General features: G+C 48.9%; 13 protein-coding genes. 8 read left to right on the forward strand and 5 right to left on the reverse strand.

What is annotated here, in order from left to right; genetic code table 11:
- Positions 1-162: 162 nt before the first annotated feature.
- Entirely contained in the window at positions 163-390 is a 228-nt protein-coding gene (locus IQ254_RS20070; RefSeq protein WP_193967938.1) for a hypothetical protein, read from the forward strand.
- Between the two features lie 22 nt (positions 391-412).
- Here the strand turns inward: IQ254_RS20070 and IQ254_RS20075 are convergent, their stop codons facing one another.
- Positions 413-964 carry a hypothetical protein gene (locus IQ254_RS20075; protein ID WP_193967939.1) on the reverse strand — a complete coding sequence of 184 codons (552 nt, stop codon included), beginning with the start codon at positions 962-964 and terminating at the stop codon, positions 413-415.
- Positions 965-1,114: 150 nt separating this feature from the next.
- Here IQ254_RS20075 and IQ254_RS20080 point away from each other — a divergent pair, with 150 nt between their 5' ends.
- Together IQ254_RS20080 and IQ254_RS20085 are read left to right on the forward strand one after the other, a co-directional pair.
- The gene (locus tag IQ254_RS20080) at positions 1,115-4,396 is read left to right on the forward strand and encodes an NB-ARC domain-containing protein (RefSeq protein ID WP_193967940.1); all 3,282 of its coding nucleotides are present in this window, start codon (positions 1,115-1,117) and stop codon (positions 4,394-4,396) included.
- A gap of 238 nt (positions 4,397-4,634) precedes the next feature.
- On the forward strand, positions 4,635-9,395 hold the full coding sequence (locus IQ254_RS20085) for an AAA family ATPase (RefSeq protein WP_193967941.1): 4,761 nt from the start codon (positions 4,635-4,637) through the stop codon (positions 9,393-9,395).
- Positions 9,396-9,583: 188 nt separating this feature from the next.
- Here the strand turns inward: IQ254_RS20085 and IQ254_RS20090 are convergent, their stop codons facing one another.
- Positions 9,584-9,814, reverse strand: coding sequence for a helix-turn-helix transcriptional regulator (locus IQ254_RS20090; protein ID WP_193967942.1), 231 nt, complete (start codon positions 9,812-9,814; stop codon positions 9,584-9,586).
- A 150-nt stretch (positions 9,815-9,964) separates the two neighbouring features.
- Here IQ254_RS20090 and IQ254_RS31675 point away from each other — a divergent pair, with 150 nt between their 5' ends.
- On the forward strand, positions 9,965-10,474 hold the full coding sequence (locus tag IQ254_RS31675; protein WP_228040912.1) for a nucleoside triphosphate pyrophosphohydrolase: 510 nt from the start codon (positions 9,965-9,967) through the stop codon (positions 10,472-10,474).
- A 7-nt stretch (positions 10,475-10,481) separates the two neighbouring features.
- On the opposite strand, the gene drmC is transcribed toward IQ254_RS31675, so the two are convergent.
- The 3 genes from drmC to drmA are packed head-to-tail and all read right to left on the reverse strand — an operon-like array spanning position 10,482 to position 17,092.
- A complete protein-coding gene (gene drmC / locus IQ254_RS20100; protein WP_193967943.1) occupies positions 10,482-11,291 on the reverse strand; it encodes a DISARM system phospholipase D-like protein DrmC in 810 nt (269 codons plus the stop codon).
- A 3-nt stretch (positions 11,292-11,294) separates the two neighbouring features.
- Entirely contained in the window at positions 11,295-13,160 is a 1,866-nt protein-coding gene (drmB, locus tag IQ254_RS20105; protein ID WP_193967944.1) for a DUF1998 domain-containing protein, read from the reverse strand.
- Positions 13,157-17,092, reverse strand: a complete 3,936-nt coding sequence (drmA, locus tag IQ254_RS20110; protein ID WP_193967945.1) for a DISARM system helicase DrmA — start codon at positions 17,090-17,092, stop codon at positions 13,157-13,159. The genes drmB and drmA overlap by 4 nt, the downstream gene beginning before the upstream one ends.
- 463 nt (positions 17,093-17,555) lie before the next feature.
- Here drmA and IQ254_RS20115 point away from each other — a divergent pair, with 463 nt between their 5' ends.
- The 4 genes from IQ254_RS20115 (at position 17,556) to IQ254_RS20130 (ending at position 20,923) form a co-directional block, all read left to right on the forward strand.
- Positions 17,556-18,266 (forward strand): hypothetical protein, encoded by a 711-nt coding sequence (locus IQ254_RS20115; protein ID WP_228040913.1) that lies wholly within the window; start codon positions 17,556-17,558, stop codon positions 18,264-18,266.
- Between the two features lie 131 nt (positions 18,267-18,397).
- Entirely contained in the window at positions 18,398-18,997 is a 600-nt protein-coding gene (locus IQ254_RS20120; protein WP_193967946.1) for an N-acetylmuramoyl-L-alanine amidase, read from the forward strand.
- 72 nt (positions 18,998-19,069) lie between these two features.
- Positions 19,070-20,185, forward strand: a complete 1,116-nt coding sequence (locus IQ254_RS20125; RefSeq protein WP_193967947.1) for a peptidoglycan-binding protein — start codon at positions 19,070-19,072, stop codon at positions 20,183-20,185.
- A 183-nt stretch (positions 20,186-20,368) separates the two neighbouring features.
- A complete protein-coding gene (locus tag IQ254_RS20130; protein WP_193967948.1) occupies positions 20,369-20,923 on the forward strand; it encodes a DUF3616 domain-containing protein in 555 nt (184 codons plus the stop codon).
- Positions 20,924-21,040: the final 117 nt, after the last annotated feature.

Here is a 21,040-nt window from a genome sequence, read left to right on the forward strand (position 1 = left end):
AGATTGCCGGGCAGATGTTTGATAACGAATATGACCTGGCCATGACCGTCATTGAGGGCATGGAGGCACGTAGTAGAACCGGAGATTACCCACTGGAACGTTTTATATTTAATTGCGCCTAGCTACTTAATCGATATTAGGTGCTCAAATTAGAAAGCCCCAATGCAAAAACCTAAAACCTTTGAAGAGCAATATCCCACTATTCATCGCTTTGTTGAAGAAATTGGTTGGATCGAAGTTGGGCAGAATGAGATGGTTTCTGCTTTTGTCCGAGCCTACGATTTAGGCGGCACTGTTTATGAAGGCGAAGACAGTTATCCCAGCATGGAGGCTGCACTTCAGGATCTGGATGCGGGGATTAAAGCCTACCTGGAAGCGAACGGTATCTAGCACTTAAAGCACTCTTTGTGCTTCAAAGCCCTCGCCCAAAATCGGCATAAATAAATATCTCCACGCCCAAAGCAAGGAGAAGCAAAAGCTCTATCCAGGAGAGAAACGTTACTCCTAGAGGTGGGTTGGCAACCATAAACCAGAATGCCCCTAATGCAATCAAACCCGAAAACACAAACGTAATTTCATCCACAATTAACTGCTGAATCTTACGGCGCTTGCGGTGTTTGTCGTCCCGGTGGGCCACCTCCCAGCCCAAGAGGGTCTCCGGAGCATCGTTGCCCGTGCATGCTTTCACCTTAGCCGCCAGTTCGTAGCGAACGTACCGGCCAATCGACGAAATCTTTTCGTCGTTGACAATGTACGTCCAGCCCAAAATCACACACACCCAGGGAATCACCAGCAAGGCGTAGTAATTGCCAGAGGCAGAAACCGCAAACGAGACCACCGCCCCAAATACCCCCAGCGTCACGTACAGCAAATTGTCTCGAAAGCCAATCCGCTGCGCCTGCTCAGACTTTAAGCAGTTATACTCAGCCAGCAGCACCTCCAGCAAAGCTCCCTTCTCACTCATAGTCCAACCTACTCAGCCCACAACTACCCTCTATTCTGGCCCCTCGTCCCACCAAAACCCTCCGAAGTCAAAGAAATTCTCTAGAGTCTGGGCAAATCTAAAAATAACCGCCAAAATAGTGAGTATTTAGGCGACTCTGAGGATTCACCGATGCCCCGTGCCGTGATACTGACTGCCCTCCCCGTTGAGTATCAGGCCGTTCGGGCACACCTCACCAATCCTCAAGAGGTCATCCACCCCCAAGGCACTATCTACGAGCAGGGTCAGTTCACGGCGAACGGGCACACCTGGGATGTGAATATCGTCGAGATCGGCGCAGGCAACTCTGGCGCAGCCCTGGAGACCGAACGGGCCATCTCCTTCTTCAACCCCAACGTCATCCTCTTCGTTGGTGTCGCTGGCGGCATCAAAGACGTCTCCCTTGGTGATGTCGTCGCCTCCACCAAAATTTACGGCTACGAATCTGGCAAAGCCGAAGAAACCTTCAAACCTCGCCCTGAAGTGGGTCTGAGCACCTACGGCCTCGAACAACGCGCCCGCGCCGAAGCTCGCAAAGCCGACTGGCTAAAAAGATTGCCCTCAGCCCCTGCCCCGACGCCCAACGTGTTCGTGGCCCCGATCGCAGCCGGAGAAAAGGTCATCGCCTCTGTCAAATCGGAGGTCTTTCAGTTTTTACGCACCAACTATGGCGATGCAGTTGCCGTAGAAATGGAAGGCTTTGGCTTCCTGGATGCAGCGCGTGCCAGTCAGCAGGTTTCAGCCCTCGTCATTCGCGGCATCTCCGACCTGATCGACAATAAAACTGAGGCAGACCATAAAGGTTATCAAGAAATTGCCTCCTGCCATGCTAGTGCCTTTGCCTTTGAACTTCTTGCCAAGAAAATTAGCGAAAATTCCATAAACGAGAGTCAGGAAAATATAAATTCTGAACTCTTCAGAGGAAATGATGTAGGTCTTGGACAAGAAGCCAGAAAAACAGTCATAGAACAAAAAAATGGAGAATCGAGCAAGAAAGACAATTCTGGTTCAGAGTCTTTGGAAAATCAAATTTCACCAACACCTTATCAACAGGGCCAAATGAGCAGCAAGGAAATTATTAGCAAAGAGCTAAAATCAAAAAAGAATCTTCTGAAGAAGTTAGCTTTAGATATTGAGAGTCAGGGCGGCTTGCATGATTGCGCCGAACATCTATTGATAGAGTATGGAAACTTAAAACGTGAAATCAAGCAGTTAGAAGAAAACCTCATTGACTACAAGGCATCTTCTGACGTTGAATTCTCCGAATATAGCATTCCATCTCCCGGCCTTTTTATTGATAGACCAAGAGAGAGAGAAAGACTTGAAGGATTACTAAGGTCTTCAGAGAGATATATTAAAAATATTGTGATTCAAGGCATGGGAGGCGTTGGCAAAACATACTTAGCTATCGAAACAGCAAGGGCAGTTGAAAACTCCTTCAAGAAAGTTATTTGGGTATCTGCTAATGACAGGCCAATTAGTTTAACTGATTTGCTGGAAATTTTTCTTAGAAGTATAGGTTATCGATCAGATCAACTTACCATCAATCAAAAAAGAGCACAGGTTTCCGAACTTCTCTCAAAGGAACCATACCTCTTAATTGTTGATAGCTTTGAAAGAATTGGTGATAAACAAGTCGATAACTTTATTGCCGAAAACGTCAACCACCCAAGCAAGGTTCTGATCACAACAAGATATTTTTGGCCAAGAGAGTCATACGTGATTACTCTGGAAGGTTTTGATATAAATCAAACCAGTGAAATGCTAAGCGTGGCAGGAAAAACGCGCGGTGTTAACCATGAATTTACAGAGCAAGAAGTTCGAAGTGTTCAAGAATTGACTGATGGTCTCCCATTTGCAATTAGCTTGATGATTGGTCAACTTGTTCAAGGTATACCTCTCACTCGTGTATCAAGGAGCCTAACTGACCAAAATCGAAGGAATCTTCCTGAAGAAACGGGCAAAGAGTCATGGATAAACTTATTGTTTGCAAACCTCTTCCTCAATTCTTGGAACTTGTTAGATGATAGCGCTCACAGAATCCTTATGAGTATGACTTTCTTCGCTGCTCCCGCATCAGAAGAAGCAATTCAAAGAATTAGTGGGGTTCCTTCCAATGACTTTCAACCTGAAATTAGTAATCTTATTAGAATGTCCCTACTCATTCCAAACCGGAATAAAGTAGGTGGTGATGAGCTTCGGTGTTCTATACATCCCTTAACTCGAAGTTTTGCCGAAGCAGAAATTAATAAAGATCAAATTCTCAAAAATGCCATGTACAGCGAAGCTGTAAGGTACTTTTCCGACTTAATGGAGCAATTTGGGAAGCCAGGTTTGGAATTATCTAATTATGATAGATTAGAGCAAGACTTGCCAAATTGTTTAGCTGCTTTTGAGTGGTGCAGAAATCAGCGTGAAATGAGTAGTACGCTTAGGATTGTTGAAAATCTCAACCACTTTTTGTTTGAGAGGGGATTTTGGGATACACGAATTCAAATTTGCAGTTCTGCCTCTGAACTTGAATATGAGGCATCGAATAAAAACTATGAAAGCTCTTGGGAATTAGCTTTTTGGGCAGGGTGGGTTTACAGTCGTCAAAATAATTACGAGGATGCCAAGAGATGTTTAATTAAGGCACAAGAACATCTTGATAAAGTTGCTATTAAAAATCCTCTTCGAGACTTTTATCAAGCTAAGAACTCTCAGCTTCATGCCTTGATAGCTCATGGAGAAGCTGTGGAGGAATACAAACGCGTTTCCGAAAGTGGTGAGAATACTTCTAGGGCCGAAGAACTATTTATGCAAGCTAATACTTGCCACGACGAAGCCAGGAAATTATTAGAGCAGTATATTGATCAAAAAAGTGCTGTTTGGACTTTTGAGGAGCCAGACTATGCAATAGCTCTTGTTGACTCTAATCAAGGAGACTTATTTGTTGATATGGGTCACTGGAAAGATAGTATTGAGGACACACGAGAGAGCCGCCATTACTATACACTCGCACAACAACTTTATTCCAAAGTTTTAGCAAATGCTCAAAATAGCCAATGGGCTAATAGAGATGCCCTCATCGCTTTTAGTGCAGCAAACCTCGGTCATGTTGAAATATGGCTTGCGGAAAAACCTATCGAGGAAATTAGAAGGAGATTTGACGAAGCATTGAATATTGCACGCTTTTTAGGGCGCACACACACAGTTGCATGGTGCTATCGAGGCTATGGGCTGCTAGAACAGCGTTCTGCTAAGACAATCACTTCGATCCGCCGACAACAGAGTAAGTTAAAAGAAGCTCAGAACTGGCTGAAGCAGGCTCTCGATAACTTTGAGCGTTTAGGCCGGCAAGAAAGAGTTAAAGAAACAGAAGAATCTCTCAGTGAAGTTGAAGCTGCACTAGCAGATTTAGGAGAAGAGTAATCCATCTTCTTGATCAAACTTATGCCATATACTTCACTAGCATCTCAAGCCCATAATATCGAGGAAGTTTTCAATCATCTAAGGAAGTCCGAGTCTTTGGGCAAGTAGGGGATTTGGTGAAGAGACAATCACGAGGCTCAGACCCTATCTATTCGAATGGTGACGATGAACAAAGGTGGGCAGTTCCTTATAGTCTTGCCATAATGGGTGGATAGATTTAATACAAGGGTATTAGCGGATGCCACGTGCAATTATCCTGACATCGCATCCCGATGAATACAATGCAGTTCGTGCTTATTTGACAGAGCTCGAAGAAAATACTCATTCGCAAGGGACGGTATACGGGTACGGAAAGTTTTCAACCGATGAGCAAACTTGGGAAGTCGCGCTCGCTGAAATAGCTCCAGGCAATACTGATGCAGCATTGGAGACTGAACGAGCGATCGCTCATTGGCAACCCAATATTGTCCTATCCGTGGGCGTGGCAACTGGGCTCAAGGATGTCAATGCCGGGGATGTTGTTGCTGGGATCAAAGTATACGGTTATGAATCTGGCAAGGAAACCGAATCCGGCTTCTCAACCCGACCAGAAGTTGGTTTAGCTAGCTATCCTCTGGAGCAAAGGGCAAAGGCTACAGCCCGACAAGACGATTGGCTGGAGCGCATCCAAGAAGAGAGAGCGAACTGGACATCTAAAGCCGTTGTCGGGGTGATCGCAGCTGGCGAAAAAGAAATTGCCTCCACACAATCTGAAACGTATCAACTCCTGCAAGCAAGCTACGGAGATGCGCTAGCAGTCGATACTTCAGGATATGGCGTGCTTAGAGCTGTCCACGCTAATGCCAACACCAACGCCTTGATAATTCGAGGGATTTCTCATGTTATTGACCAAGAAGTTACTATTAATTCCCATGCGGCCAGAGTTATCGCAGCCAAACATGCCAGTGCCTTTGCCTTTGAGCTTCTGGCCAAGCTTGGGGATGCAAAATCTTTTGGCCTCAGTCCAGCGCAGTATGGCAAACTCAAAGAAGGCATAGCATTAGCTTCAAAAGGCTTATTGAACTGGAAGCGTACACTCATTAATGATGAAGAAATCGAACGCCCTGAATTCAATGAGCTGCTAAACCGCATTCAAACAGCCGAATCTTCAACAACGATTCTTTTAGGGCCGCCTGGGTCAGGAAAGTCTGCTCTGATGGCAGCTTTGGGCAATTATTTGATTAGCCAAGACCATGCCGTCCTAGCTATCAAAGCCGATCAATTGAGTGGCAGTATCCAATCGGTTGAAGACTTGCAAAGAGACCTGCGACTAGATTTTCCTCCAGACGAAGCCATTTATGCGATCGCGAGCGAAGAGCCTATCGTCGTTCTGATTGATCAGTTGGACGCCGTTTCTGAGCTACTAGATCGCAGATCAGAACGATTAACCCTGCTCTTAGCCTTGATTCAGAGACTGTCTGAAAGTAAGAACGTTCATATTGTCGCAACCTGCCGAGAGTTTGAGTTCCGTTATGGCTCACAATTCGCTCGTCTTGCAGGAATTGAGCAGATGACTTTGTCTCTCCTTCCATGGGAGAAGATGTCACCCATTTTGGAAATAGCAGGACATGAACCAGAAAAGATGGGCGAGTCTCTCCGTGAACTACTGCAAACCCCACTTCATCTGAATATCTTTCTGGACATAGCGCAGCCAGGTGAGCTGTTTACGTCCTCCCAGAACTTGCTTGACCGTCTCTGGGAAGAACGAGTTCTGAAGCAGTCGGAACCTGAGCAATGCGTAGCTTTTTTGGAAGAGCTTGCTAATGAAATGACCGAAGACGAGATCTTGTGGGTGCCCAGAGCATTTATCGACAAAAATCCAGCAGCTTGGAAGGCTCTGGAGCAAGTCGGACTACTGATCTCTAATCCAGAAAATAGCACCATTGGCTTCCGACATCAGACCTACTATGACCATACTCTAGCCCGTTCTTTTGCCCGTGGTACCCAGTCCCTGACAGAATTAGTTCTGGATCGACAAGATGGCCTCTTTGTCCGACCCATTCTCCTTAGGGGCTTGAACTATCTGCGGGGTACTGCCCTCCATCAGTATCAAAGACAACTCACCAATTTGCTTCAAACTTATCAAGAGCAAGTGAGACCCCATATTCGTTCCTTGTTGATTGGGTTTGTGGGAGCACAGCGCGAACCTAATTCTGTTGAAGCCGTGATGATGATCCCTCTGCTCAATTTAGAACTAGAGGGCATTAAAGTCTTAGACGCCATGGTTGGCAGTCTAGGATGGTTCAAGCGATTATGCAATTGCCCAGAATTTACTCAGTGGCTAGAGAAGCCTGCTGAACAAGCCTTGTACTGTTCTAATCTACTGGCTGTTGCAAACAATTTTGCGTCAGAGGATGTCTGGCAGTTGCTGGAAGACTACTGGTTGGAAGACCCAACGCACGATCCACTCAGTCTCCGTATTATCTGGGATATTAGTGACTGGACCCCTGAAAGAGTTGGGCTGGTACAGCAAGTTATTCAACGCAATTATTTAGACTGGCATACAGTGGCATCAATCGCTGAAAAGATTGCCGAAACACTTCCAGATCAGTTTGCCAAGGTGATTCGTTCTCATCTTGACTACCTTTTAGCTCAAGCAATTGAAGCTAGCAAAATAGAGCCTCCAGCGTTACCACCAGAGGCTGACGAGACTGAACGAGTGATTCATGACTATCAGCATAATCCTCTGGAGCCTTTACTCGATCTATTTGACAATGATAGCCGCTTTTATGAAATTGAGAAGTTTGCTGAAGCAAATCCTCAAGGCTTCCTCAATTCTATGTGGCCTTGGTTTATAGAGGCTGTCCAACTACTTGCTTATGAAAGAAGGAGTTTTGTGGTTAGCTACCTTCAGGATAGAATTGGGGACTTCAAGTTCTTAAGAAGTGAAATCATTCAGTCACTGTTAGCAGCAATTAAGCAGCTAGCTAAAGAAAGCCAAATTTCTTTCATTGCATTTCTTGAACAAAACGAAAAGTCAGAGCTTTTGATTATCCATCGTTTGCTGGCCCATGGATTGGAGACAATTGCTGAACAAGAGCCTCAGTTAGTACTAAATTATTTATTAGCTGATGAAAGACGATTGAATTTGGGTGGTCAAACTAGTAGCGATCGTGCCACTGAAACCGAAACTTTAATTTCAGCAATCTTTCCTTGCTTGCAGCCAGATGATAGAGATAAGCTTGAAATAGCCATTAAGCAACTTACCTGTTATTTATCAAGCGATATTGATGATATAGATCTTCGTCGTAGATGCTTACAATATAATCGAGAGCATCGACTTTCTCTTTTAACTGCTATTCCCAAAGACAATCGTCAGCCAGAACTAGAGCGATTCATAGAAGAGGAAAATCGTGCCCTTCCCTGGTTTGACTGGAACAAAGAAAACAACTTTATGGAAACTGGTTTCATTGGAGCACGCATGACCAAAGAAGAAATGAGTCGTGCGTCTGACGATCATCTCTTAAATCTTTTTAATGAGTTGCCTGACCAAACAGAGTGGGGGTATCCACAACGCCGCTCTTCCCATGGAATTTCTCGCGCAGGTGGAGCAGTTCAGCAATCTCGTGAATTTGGTGAGTTAGTTAAGGATAACCCGGAACGGCTTCTCAGACTTCTGCCCAAACTCGAACCTCAGAAACACGAAAGCTATGTCGGAGATGCTGTAGAAGATTTAGCAGGAACTAATTTTCCTGCCAATGAACTGGTTCGCATTATTGAAGAACTTGATCAGCGTGGCTTCTCATCTGAGGACTTCCGTTCAGAAACGGCCTCTGCTCTAGAGAAAATTGCTAAACGAGACCAAGGGTTGTCAAAGGCGACCTTAGGCTTACTCGAAAGGTGGTTGCTTGAGCATTCTAAACCTGAGTTAGAGCATCATAGAAGTGGAGAACTTCGTCGTTCTAATTCACGATCACCTATTTTATTTAATGTGCATTCCTCCCACACTTTGCCCCATGGCCGAGGTAATATTGTTCGTGCGATCGCGGAAGGACATCTCAACCAAGAACCACCAGATTTAGAAGGTTGGGCAACATTCATTAAGTCCCAGATTGGCAAAGAGCCACATCCAGCCGTATGGGTTGATATTTTGCAGCGTATGCCACCTCTGCTGAATGGTGATCGAGAAGAGGCGACAGTTCTCTTTGATCAGGTAATTCGTAACTGCCCAGAAATTCTCCAATATTCTTGGGCTCTATACTTTATATCACATACGATTGGCTGGTTTGAACCAAAAGAAACCGTACAGACCTGGCTAGATTTACTTGAAAATCATGCTTCAAATTTTTCTCTGCAAGCATACGGCGAGCTTTTATTAATTCAGCATCTGCAATATCAAGACGAGTGGTCGAAAAATAGAATTGAACAACATTTGAGAGACCAAAGCAACGACACTATTCTCTGCGGCCTTGCTCATGCCGCAAGTCACTTATGGTCTCAGAGAAGATGTCGGAAAATTTCGGTAGAGATTCTTTGCACTCTCGCAAATTCCTCAAATAAATCTATTCAACGTGCAGTGTCTAACTTCTTTCGCTGGAATCGTGATAATTTCAGGTTGGATTCAGGAACGTCACAGATAATTCAGGCTGTTTGCCAAAATCAAGAGATTCTCCTCGAATCTGCTAATGACTTAATTGATATCGTTGAAGAGGAAAATCTTGTTGAATACAATCCTCAAATCGTTGTCGAAATTTGTAGTAACTTGCTTGCAATTGGTTCCGAACTGACCAATCCCGCTAAGCCAACTGCCCTTATCGCAGAAAGCCTTACAACCATTTCAATCCAACTTCATCGCCGAGTGGCTTATCGAGAAGTTGGGTTACAGCTTTTCGAGAGTCTCTTAGATTTAAACCTACGAGAAACTCAAGCTGCGCTGGAAACCCTTGACCGAAGGCCATTCAAAAGTACTCCGTCCTTGAGACCACCTAGAAGGAGACTTCGCCGTAGGCAAAAAGAGTAAGACTAAATCTCCTCGAATTTCCTTGGCTCTAATATAACGGTTCTCACTTGAGTGGGAGACAGGTCAGTTGATCAAGCCTTGTTTATTTCAATAGTTTTCAATAATTTCCCAAGCCAAGGTGTACCTTATCTATCCAGGAACAGTTATGAACAAAGACTCATCGTGCTGCCTGTCCATGAGGTAGGCAGTTAAGAACTAAAGTTGTCGGGCAGTTCACTGAGCGTTACGCCTAGGGCATCGCATAGCGCCTTCATCTGCGGCACGGTGAGGCTGGCCACGCTCATGCCCCGCTCCCAATTGCTCACGGTCTTGCCGCTGACCCCTACGATGCGGGCCAAGGCCTCTTGAGAGAGACCAGCTCGCTCTCTCAGATGCTTAAGCGTATGCGGGGAAGAGTGATCAGGCAGGCTAGCGGGCATGTAGAAATTGATTTTTAGAAATAGGGTTGACAAATGAGCCTGATTTCTAGAAACTGATTTCTAGTTTCGCCATGAAACAGGCTTAAGCACCGGAGAGGCACTGAGAATTAGTGTCTCATCTCAATTTGCCCTGGCTCAAGTTATTACAGCATGAATATCAGCCCATTCCATGTTTGGGCGATTGTGCGCTTTCTGCCCGACATGCAGCGGGTGGTGGTCAATCGCTTTCGTCGCCGCTCTGATGCGGAAGAATGTCTACGGGTGCTGCGTCGCGCTGCCGCCGATCGCGACTACACACTGCTCTACTATCCGCCCGGAGAGGAATCTAAGTTTATGGTGCGCAAAGAATACAACAAGCTGGTGCGCGATCGCATCCCCGAAATCCTAGAAAGCCAACAAGTCAAGTTTGGCGTTGAACCGATGACCCAAGCCGCCTACTGCCAAGCCCTACGCCAAAAGCTTATCGAAGAAGCGCAGGAGGCGGCTGAAGCCGGTGAAGACACCCTAGTGACAGAACTCGCTGATCTGTGGGAGGTGATTGACGCCACGATGAGCGTATATGGCATTCAGCGAAACCAGGTACTGGCCTGCCAGATGCAGCGACGCATTGACCGAGGCACCTTTAGCCAAAAGCTGCGACTGCTCTGGACGGAGACCTGAAGTAAGGTCAAGCAGGCGATCGCAATGGAACAATTACTTTCTCCCGCACCATACTTTCGAGCTGCCCTTTCAGTTGGGTAACCAAGACCTCGCTTTGGATCAACACCCCCAATTCCATGTTTAAAGAGAGGGCGTATTCCGTCAGGTTGGCGCTACTGATGAAGAGACAATGGTCATCTACGATCGCCCCTTTGACATGTAGCGACCCATAGCGACCGTCTGCGCCAATGGGGCGTTTTTCCTTCGGCCATACTAAGACCTGTGCTCTCTGGAGAATGTCGCGCCCAAAGGTGGCTTGTAATCCGTAGGCAATCTTGCCATCTCCCGATTCTGGGGTCTCTGCCAGAATGCGCAGTTGAATGCCCCTATCCAAGGCGACCGTAAGCGCCTGGACGATATCCGGAACCTTGTAGATGGCAAAGCTAATCAGGGTCAAATCGTGGTGACAGTCTTGAATCAGCTGAAGCAGAACCTGATCCGTGCGCCGAATCGCCAGGCTAGAGGTGCTTGGCCCAGTCCACACCAGATCGACCGCTAGCTCTCGCTGGCTAGATTGAACGGCATAGGCTGCACTGGTAATGGCTGCCGCCAACTCGCTACTACCCCAGTTCAGCGACCTATCGTCTCGCCAAGCGTTTAGCACATCCTGAACGCTCCGCCGCAGGCGAGGGTTGTTGACAGATTGGAGAATGATGCTGACCAGAACCTCACTATAGGAAGAATTGGCTGCGGTCAAGCGGCCTGAAAAATCCCTCAGCAGGGGCGCTGGCAGCAGGCCAACGGCACGGTGAATTTTGTCGAGCAGGGGAGACAACACCGATCAGTCCTGGAAAAAGGCTAGGGTTTTGTCAGCAAAAGTCGCCACCAAGAGGGAGCGATCTAAATACTTGTTTCCCCGTTCACAGGAGGTTTCAGGACTAAATAGGCAGGCATGACAGGCGGCCCAATGGAAAGAGGGAGTGCCCTGGTGGGGTTTATGCTCGGCACAGAGCGGGTCAGAGGCACAAAGACGCATACCCGCCAGCGCCTGAGTGATGTGGTATCCCAGGGTTTTGGGTTCTCCAAGGCTAACCAGCCCGCCCAGGGTACCTTCGCTGTCTGGGGCAGCGGTGTAGATTAAAACACCCGCCTGGGGGCCGTTGTCATCCTCCGGTCTTTTGGAATAGATTCTTTCCCGTAGACTGGCGGCGTTGTAGCCACATTCGATGGCCAACTGCCGCATTAGGGCATGGGCAAAGGAATGCATCAGCATGTAGCGCATGCCCGGAAAGGGAATTTTGGCAGGGTCAAGGTTGCGAGTGCGCAGCCACTGCTTTTGAGCCTCGCGGGTGCGTTGCCCCCGTTCAAACACCTGGGGCTGCTGTTCCCACGACTGTAGGTAGTTCTCCTCAAACTGCAAAAATATGCCCTCTCCTTTTACTTCGGTGGCCGGAACCCAGAGCGGGTCATTGCGGCTAATGGGGGCTCGAAACTCTGAGGGAATGTTGCCCGTATCGTCAAAGTCGCCGGGAGACTGAATTCGGGTAAACCCAACCAGTGCTCTCACCTCACGCAGGCGCTCCACCAAGACGGTCTTATCGAAATAGGTTTCGTAGCCGACCGGCGGCGCTACCGGACGCAGCTGGAATTCATTCGTGTTCTGGGTCGCAATTGAAAGGGAAAAGACCTCCCATTCTGGGGTCTTCAAGTCTTGGGCATCGGCTTCTTCTTGACCCTGCTGAATGGCTTCGATGGTCTCCCAGATGTCCTCGGCGGAATATTTGGCGAATTCTTGAAGCTGGCCGGTGGCTTGCAGGGCCGACAAAAGCACCTGAAGAATTTCTAGACTGGTTGCCTTACCGAGGATGACCCAGTTGTCTTGCACCAGCTGGGTCAGTTGATTAGAGGCGATAGGAATAGAGAGGGCCGATAGGGTGATGCCGAACCAGCCGTTAGACGCCCCCAATAGCATGCCCCGCATTTGTTGGGAGCACTCTTCGTCAAAGCTGCGAATGTGGGGATGGCGTCCCCGGCAGCGAGGCATAGTCTGTTTGCCCGATTCACCAAAAGCTTCTGATAGGCGACGGGCTTTGGCATCGCAGCCATCGCAGCGCACCATGATGTCGGTGGCGGCTCCGGTAACGCCATACTCCTCAAACCTCAGGGAGCCCTGACAGTCCGATGGCCCCCGGTGAACAAAATAATGCCAGGGAAAATCGTCTAAGTGGCCATGCTCACAGGCGACTAGGAAACGGGACGGAATGACCGCAGGCGGCTTTTTGGCCTTGGGGCAGTTTTTGTGAACATAGCGGGCTTCGGTGGGGCGATAGGGGTTTGTTTTCAGCTCAAATAATTTTGACTGTAGGGGAGCCAGCAGGCGACACCGAGGGCACACCATCCAGGTCGGAAACGGAGAGACGGGAATACCGATGCGGGCCGCTTCGTCGAAGGGGTCGAAGCTACCATCTGGATCGGGGGGCATGGGAGGCGATCGCAAATCTTTTACCTGACTACCCAACTCCTGGCGCACAGCGGCCAGCAGGCGTTCTTCGTTGAGCTCCAGGGTGCGGGTTTTGTCCCATCCTTCTAGACCCATCACCATGGCCGAAAGGTTGGGCAAATCTGCGATCGCGCCAATGCCATAGGTAAACAAAATCTGGCTGGGGCGCAGCTCGCCGACGCGGTAGCGGTATGGGGATGCGGTCATGACGGCTCGATATAGGGCTGAGGGGTGCGGAAGTCGTCGTCGGGAGCCTGGTCGGTCAGCACCAGGTTGATGGTGGGCTCTACGTTACGGAGGGAATTGAGACAGGTAGAAAATTCCCATTTTCCCCGTCCAGCAGGCACCAGCAGATTGACGGTCGTCCCATCTTTGGATTTGACCTGGTATTTCAGCTTGGCTCCGCCAATGGTGCGGGCTTTAGACAGCCAATCGTCTAATTTTGATTCCAGCTCACGACGAATGTTCTGTGCCGTCTGGGCATCGGCGACTAGGCCAGCCCGGTGGACAATCGCCTCGATCGCCGCCTGGACGAAGGGATGGTTGCGTTCTACGGCCAAGGCTTTGTCATTGCCGTTAAAGTCTTCCCCAGCTAGGCGCACTAACGAAACGAGCAGGGCAAACAGTCCCCGATAGGTCGCCCCAGGGGCAAAAGGGGTGACCGAGAGCGCTTCTACGTTTTGGTAGAAGGTGCCATGGTAGTGCTCAAACCGCTCGTAATGGGAGAGATCCCGAGGGCGTGCCCAGTTGTAGACGGTGATCACCAGACCCGGAAAGGTACGCCCCACCCGAGAGGTGGCCTGAATATATTCAGCCGTGTTTTTAGGCTGGCCGCAGGCCACCATCACACCCAGCCGTCGCACATCGACCCCGACGGAAATCATGTTGGTGGCCAAAATTACGTCTAAGGGGTCAGGTCGCTCGACCTTCTCCCCGGCTTTGCGCTTGGCCTGGTTTTCGGCTTCAGTTTTAGGGTCGAAAGGGTTTTCGAGGCGATCCAGGATAGCAGGAATTTCGGTGGAGTCTTTACGAGAGGTCAGTTCATCAATGGCTCTGAAGTAGCGTTTGGAGAGTCCCCGCTCATCCATGCGGGCCAGGCGGGTGCGGATGTCGTCATCCACTAACCGCCGAGTACCGCCCAGCTCCCGCAAAGAGTTGAAGTAACCGACCAGTGTCATCCAGGGGTCGGCCTCCTCACCATAGATTTCATAAAGGCTCTGGGCGGAGGAGAGCACCGCCAGGTAAACCCGGATCATCGTCGCTTTGAGCCGCCGACCAGGGGCACAGATACCCAGATAGCGACGCCCTGGGGTCTCAGCAGGGTCTCGCTGGCGGGAAAAGAAGTTGTCTTTAATGTCTAGCCCCTGGGGCGGAAAGATGCTGAGGTTTCTTAGAAACAGGCTGTTGACCTGCACCTGGGCCTGGCGAATGGTAGCGGTAGAGGCAATCACCTTAGGCCGCACAGGCTGGCCGTTGACCTGCCAGGTACAGAGCTGATCGACTGCTGTTTCGTAGAGCCCCACCAGGGTACCGAGGGGGCCGCTGATCAGGTGCAGCTCATCTTGGATAATCAGGTCTGGAGGTCTCAGCTTGCTGTGGGGAACGGTCTTGGCGGCGGGATGTTGACCCACTTTGTTATGGCGATCGCTGTCTTCTAAATCCGGAGAGCGGAACCCGTGGCGATCGCAGTAGCCATTGACTTGGCCAAACAGCATCTGCACTTCCCCTTTCCAGGGCATTTGGGCAAACTTGTCCACGGTAGCAATTAGCAGCGTGGGCAGGAGTCGGTAAATTTCTTCATCCACCACCACCACGGGCAACCCGTCTCCCTTAGAAAAGTCACAGCGGCCTAGGGGGTCGCCGCATTTGATCAAGGTTCTGCCCCTGCCTTTCTCGAAGCGCTCTACCGTAATGTTGCGCCCTGGGTCAATTTTGGTGCCGCACCAGGGGCAGTTGGTGAGCTGGTGGGGGGTGCCGCTGCCCCGCAGTCGAGATTCCCGGTGTTGTTTGACGGCTTCATCGCTGTCGGCAGTTTTATTGGGGGTGTTTCGCATCCCTACCCACAGCCCAATGCGAAAGGGATCACTGCCCCAGGTTTTCTCATCGGCGCGGCGGATGGTTTCACAGGCGCAAATCAGCGCCGTGGCCCGCTGAAACTGCTGGAGGGTTAGCAGGCGCAGGGTATAGCGCATCAGCACTGCGACTCCGTGCAGGCCGTCTCGACCCTCAACAATGCCCTGGAGGCGGCGCAGGCCAATGGTGTAAGCCGTGAGGCCAAGGTAAGCCTCGGTTTTACCCCCCCCAGTGGGAAACCAGAGCAGGTCGGCCACAGCATCGGTGGGATGGGAGCGATCGGGATGGTTGAGGTCGGTGGTGCTAGGCAGGTTCAGCAAAATGAAAGCCAGCTGAAAAGGATACCAACTGCGTCCAACGGGAATGTCAACCGCTTCAAGGGTGATCGTTTCTCCCCGCCGCCGCCGCTCAGCGTAGGCGGAGTGAATTCGCTGCTGCCACATCGCCTGGTTCATGAATCGGAAGGCTTTAGCGGCCTGAGGGTTGTCTCTAAGGGTCTCCAGCCCGGCTTCGATACGGTCTAGAACCAGGCGACAATTAGCGATCGCCCGCTCGGCTGCGGCTTGATACTCCTCTAGCCCTTGGGCTGACTCACCAATCTTCGCCTCCTGCTCCTCGATCCAGGTGGTATAGGCGACGGTGAGGGGCCGCAGCATGGTTTGCAGTTCAGCGTCAGTGGCCTCTGCCAACTGCTTCATATCCAGCACCAGGCCTGCAAGGGCCGGAATCTGCTCTTCGGTAGGGGGCTTGGTCGCTGGCACTTCGTAGGCGGGCAGCACGCTAGTAGACAGGCAGACCGCTCGGGTCGAATCCGTAGCGGATACCTCGGCATGAACCCCGACCCCATGTCCTACGACAAATTCGACGTGGTTGCGGTACAGCATGGCCATAGCCTGGTTTTCGGCGTGGATAGCTGGATCTAAGGCAGCCGTATGTTGCTCTAGGGGTTTGCGGATGAAGATATCTGGGTTGTCGGCATGGGGCGATCGCACCGACAACTCGGGTTGAAACAACCAGGCCGTATCTTTGTTTTGGTTAGGCTCCTGCTGTCCGTTGACTAGAAACAGACTCACAATCCAGTCTTGGTCAGGGAGTTGCCGAATTTGGCCGCGCAGATAGACGGAGGGGGCCTGATCTGGCACCGGCACCTCATCGATATCTCCTGTGGATTCTAGATCTAGCGTGACTGAGCCCTTGAGGGGGTAGCGCTTCCACACCTGTTTGGGATTGCCCTTATCGGTAAAGCTAATCTCGCTAGCCTGTCGAATGTAGCAGCCCCAGTCGGTGGTGACTTCAAGCGTTTTGGCCCCAGCGCTAACACAAAAGGTCAGCCCCATGGATGAGGGAAACATGCTGTCGGTGGCGGGCACATTGGTGTCGGTGCTACCTTCCTCGGCGTTATCTTTGTCGGCGAGGGCCAGGTTGTCCTGCAATTCGGGCTGGTCTTCGACTCCGGCTTCAGCCTCAACTCCAACGCTTTTGTTGCGGATGGTGGGCGCTAGAACCCCGACCAGATAGCGATCAGTGACGTGGGCTTCGTCTACTTCCTCGTCGGCCCCGTGGGCTGGGCCACGCAGATCGTTGATAATGCGCTCTTCTAGCTCTCGGCGAATTTCGGCGGGGGTGGCTTGCTTGAAGACGTGATACTTCTCTGATTTGGCGCTGACCTGGGGAGCTTCGTCATCAGAACTGTAGGTGGGAGCTGCTTCTGGTACATCCAACGGCTCAGGTTCTGGGGAAGCGACTTCAGGAGGTGCCGTCCACAGCTCAGGGCGAGAGCCCGGTTGAGCAGGCGCGGGGGATGCTTTAGGGGCTGGTTGAGTGGGACGCTGTGGATTAAAGGCCAGGATTTGATCGACGACGGTATCGGCGATCGCGCCGTCGATCCCCAGGATGTCGGCATCGTTGGAAATATCCAGCCCAGCCAGTAAGACTGTTAGCGCAGACTCAGGCGCAGAAGTGACAGCACTCCAATCCAGTTGAGCAGTGCCTGCTCTTAACTGCTGGTTTACCGCCTGTAGATCTAGCGAGCCAGGAAGAACGGCGGGAAGTTTGATGACCTTCATGCTGCCATGGGTGCCTAGAACAGAGAAATGGGGGACGAGAGCTTACCAGGTAAGGGTAGCTTGACTCTATCCCACTAGGGGACGGGCGGGGGGCTTTACACCTATCAGAATGCCTTTCCGAAGGAAAAATGGCACTCCAAACACACTAAGTTTAAGGAAATAGGGTATTGTATCGAACCATCTCATAGAAATTGTGTCTATAAGTTGCAATTTATGACTCAGCGCTTAAGGTTAAGTGTTTCTACTTACGCAGTTTGCATATAATAAAACAGAGACAAAAAACACAATGCTTTCTACGTCATATACACATCAAAGAGCTTCCTGAAAGTTGTCGTTAAGGGTTCCACTTCATCTACCCAAGAAAAGCGTCATCTCTCTCTCAATGTATAAAAGCAAACAAGATTTCTGCCAAGCAAGCTTTTTTAGATTCTTGCTCTGATTTGGAAATCCGGTCTTAATTATAATGTTCCCTGTTTCAAAAACAGGTGCTGGCTTATCAGCACCTGGTGATTTATGCCGCCCAAGGTTTTCAAGAGTCTCACTTAAAGAGACCCTGACACAATTGGAGCGAAGAAAACTTTGTTTAGATCTGCTAGGGAGAAAGCTAGCCATGATTAGGAACTTTAATGCTTGCAAAGCCAGCGTTTATAACCGAGGAAAGCCTTCAGAAGAATTTTTGAATGAGCTAATAGATTGGTGTCGCCAAGCACCCGATGAAATCTTTGTAAGAAATGAAATAAAGGATATATACTCGCAGGTTGTTAATGAACTAGGCCCTTGGGAAGATCTTCTTCACAGAAAAGCCGCAATGCTTGAGGCACTGAGAGTGCTTGGAGGCTTTGAAAGTTCGTGGGACTGGAATGAAGGCAGGGATGTAACAAATCCGAGATCAAATACTTCCTGCACAGAAGAAGCTGGAATATTTCAGTGTTCTGGTGACTCTATGAACTTTGATGGCAGTCTCAAGCAGCTTTTGCGATCTGTCTCCACAGAAATAGATTGTGATGCATTCCGTACTGTAACCAAAAGCAATCACCGATTTGCAATTGAGTATTGTGCACGACTACTGCGATTTACCATTAATCACCACGGCCCTGTAAAGTACAAAAAGATTAATCCATGGCTCAGAAAAGACGCAGTCGCTGAGTTCAAGCAATTTCTGTCTGCTCAATGAACCAATAGATTGCATCTATTGGTAGGCAAGGATCAAAAGGTTTAAGTGACTTCATCAAGCACCAAAAGCTGATGAAGCGTCAAGACTGACCATCTAAACTTCTTTCACGTAACTGCATAGGAGAAAATATCATGATGACATCTTCATTGCGTCTTCTCAAAGAACCCAACGTAGTAGTGTTAGCAGCCGGGCATGGCGGCGGTGCTCCTGGGGCCGTTCATAGTGATGACCAGGGAAGAAGATATCAAGAAAGTAAGCAGGCTATTACTATTACTGACCAAATTGCTACGGCTCTTAAGGAAAGAGGAGTTGACGTAGTGGTTGTACCCCATGCGCTTGACTATGTAGCTTCAATCAAATGGGTAAATGATAGATATGCCTTTGGCAAAGCCTGGGTCATAGAGATACACCGCGATTCGGCAGCAGGCCTTAGCTTAGATGATGCCTCACGCCGTTTTGGCGTTTACTATGGCAACTCTGAGGGTAGCAAAGCCATTGGCAAGTTTCTCCGTGATTCCTTTAAATCCCATGGTGCCAATGAAAGAACATGGGCAAAACCGCATACAGACTCAAATTACGGAAAACTTGCATGGATTGCTGATACAAAACCACTAGCCCATTTACTAGAGCTGGGCTTTATGCAAGGAAAAAATGATGACGAACACTTGACGCGGCTTGCAACAATAACTGCCGCTGCCATCTATGAAGCCTTCACGGGAAATTCATTCTAGGAATTTATCTGAGGTACACCGACCAATTTTCATTTAGTGTAGAAGGTAGAGTCTTAAACAGGAGTTTTCGCCATGTTTCTCGTATACACTCAAGTTTCCTCTCCCCCAAGTAATGTACGTTCTCAACCTAACACGAGCAGTCAGATTATTGAACAATTAGATAATGAAACTCTTGTTGTGGTTAAGCAAGCGGTGGAAAATGGATGGCTAGAAATTGAACAGCCTGTCAAAGGATTCATTCACGGTAAGTTAGTCCAACCAGAAAAGCCACAATTCTATCGGGATAAAGTTGGATCAGTTGTAGCTTGGCAACACTTGCTCAATGGCTGTGGTTACCACCCAGAAAATGCTCCGAGGTTAGTCATCACTGGAGAGCTGGATGATGTAACTGTAGCCGTGACCAAAAAGTTTCAGCAGGATATGAAGCTAGATCCCACTGGTGAGGTCACTGATGCGACCTGGCAAGTGGCCTTTGACCACGACAAGTTGCGGAAATGGAAGCCAGTGGAACCGGGTATTTCTAAAAGACATGTTCCGCCACCTGCTGACACCTTGAGCGAAGCTGAAAAATATGATTACTGTCGCCAGGTCATCGAAAGCCATGGTGGAACCTTTAGGGATGTAGCTAATAAGCGCAACCTGCTCTCATTTCGCCAGGAGACTAGCACAAGGGAAAATAACTGGAAAGGGGTTTATGACGATCTAACTTACATGATCTGGAAAGATAGTAATGGAGGTAAGCACTGCCTTAAATTTAAGTCCAATACAGAGCCTTCTTCTTGGTTTGAAGATAGCAATGATCCAAAAGCAGCAGGCAGGGTTTTCGGGCAAGACGCCAACAACGATGGTAAGAAAGATTTAGGCCGCCTACAGGAGGGCTATTACGAATATGGAGTAGGAAAGGTAGATTGGGCAGATAGCATCAACGGTTTCGGTAATGCCTTGATGCCGACCAGGTATGCTATGACGGTCATCCGCGACATCGATCATGACGGTATCTTTGAAGATCACGAACCTCTTCTTGGATCTGGTGACATGTTATTTCACACTGGGAGTCATGGCAGGACAGGTAGCGCAGGTTGCCAAACTATGCCTCCAAATGTATACCAAGACTTTTGGACAAAGCTGACTGCAAATGGCAATCCAGGAACAGTTGGCTATACCATCGTCCGCTGGAAGTCCTTGTGAGAGAAATACTGTAAATAGCAATAACCCACCTTAGTCTGATCCACCTAAAGGGCACCTCGACTGATAACTCATTGGTAAGTTATCGAATAGTAGCCTCTAACCTTTCGCCATCCTTTATAGCAGAGTATGTGCTACCAGAGGTGCCCTCAAACCAACCTTTAATAACCAGGAGCGATGTTTCCCATGAAAAACATCAAGCTTAGTATTGAGAAAGAACTACAGCATCAGGGGATCTGCGATGCCTCAGGGGCCATTGCTCTAGATGACCAGCACTTTGTAGTTGCCAATGATGAAGACAATATTTTGAGAATCTACGACTCTACTACGTCTGGCAAACCAGTATCTTGGGGTACTCATAGTGATGCTGGCATAGACATTAATGGTTATTTCCAAAATGTGATCAATAAGAAAGAAGCAGATATCGAAGGCGCTGCCCAACTTGATGGAGTAATTTACTGGATTACATCTCACGGAAGAAACAGTGAAGGTGAACTTAGACCAAAGCGCCATCAATTTTTTGGCAACATAATCTCAGCAGACGAAGGAGGCAAAAGTATCAAGAAAGTTGGGGTTTCCTATACTCAACTTATCGAGGATGTATTGCAAGATGAGAGGCTAAAATACTATGGCTTTGAGGCGGCAGAGAAGCTACCTCCCAAAGCAAAAGGTGGATTGAACATCGAAGGACTAGCTGCAACGCCTAGCGGCTCTTCCGGATCCAGGGTGGTAATTGTATAATGAGTTACGTTTAGGGGGATTGACATCATGGACTTTCACCTAGATACGCTGCTTAATTTTCCTAATGCAACCGTCGAGCAGTGCATTCAGGAGGCCGGAGAGATATTTCTGACATTG

Source organism: Nodosilinea sp. LEGE 07088 (genome assembly GCF_015207395.1).
Classification (GTDB): domain Bacteria; phylum Cyanobacteriota; class Cyanobacteriia; order Phormidesmidales; family Phormidesmidaceae; genus Nodosilinea.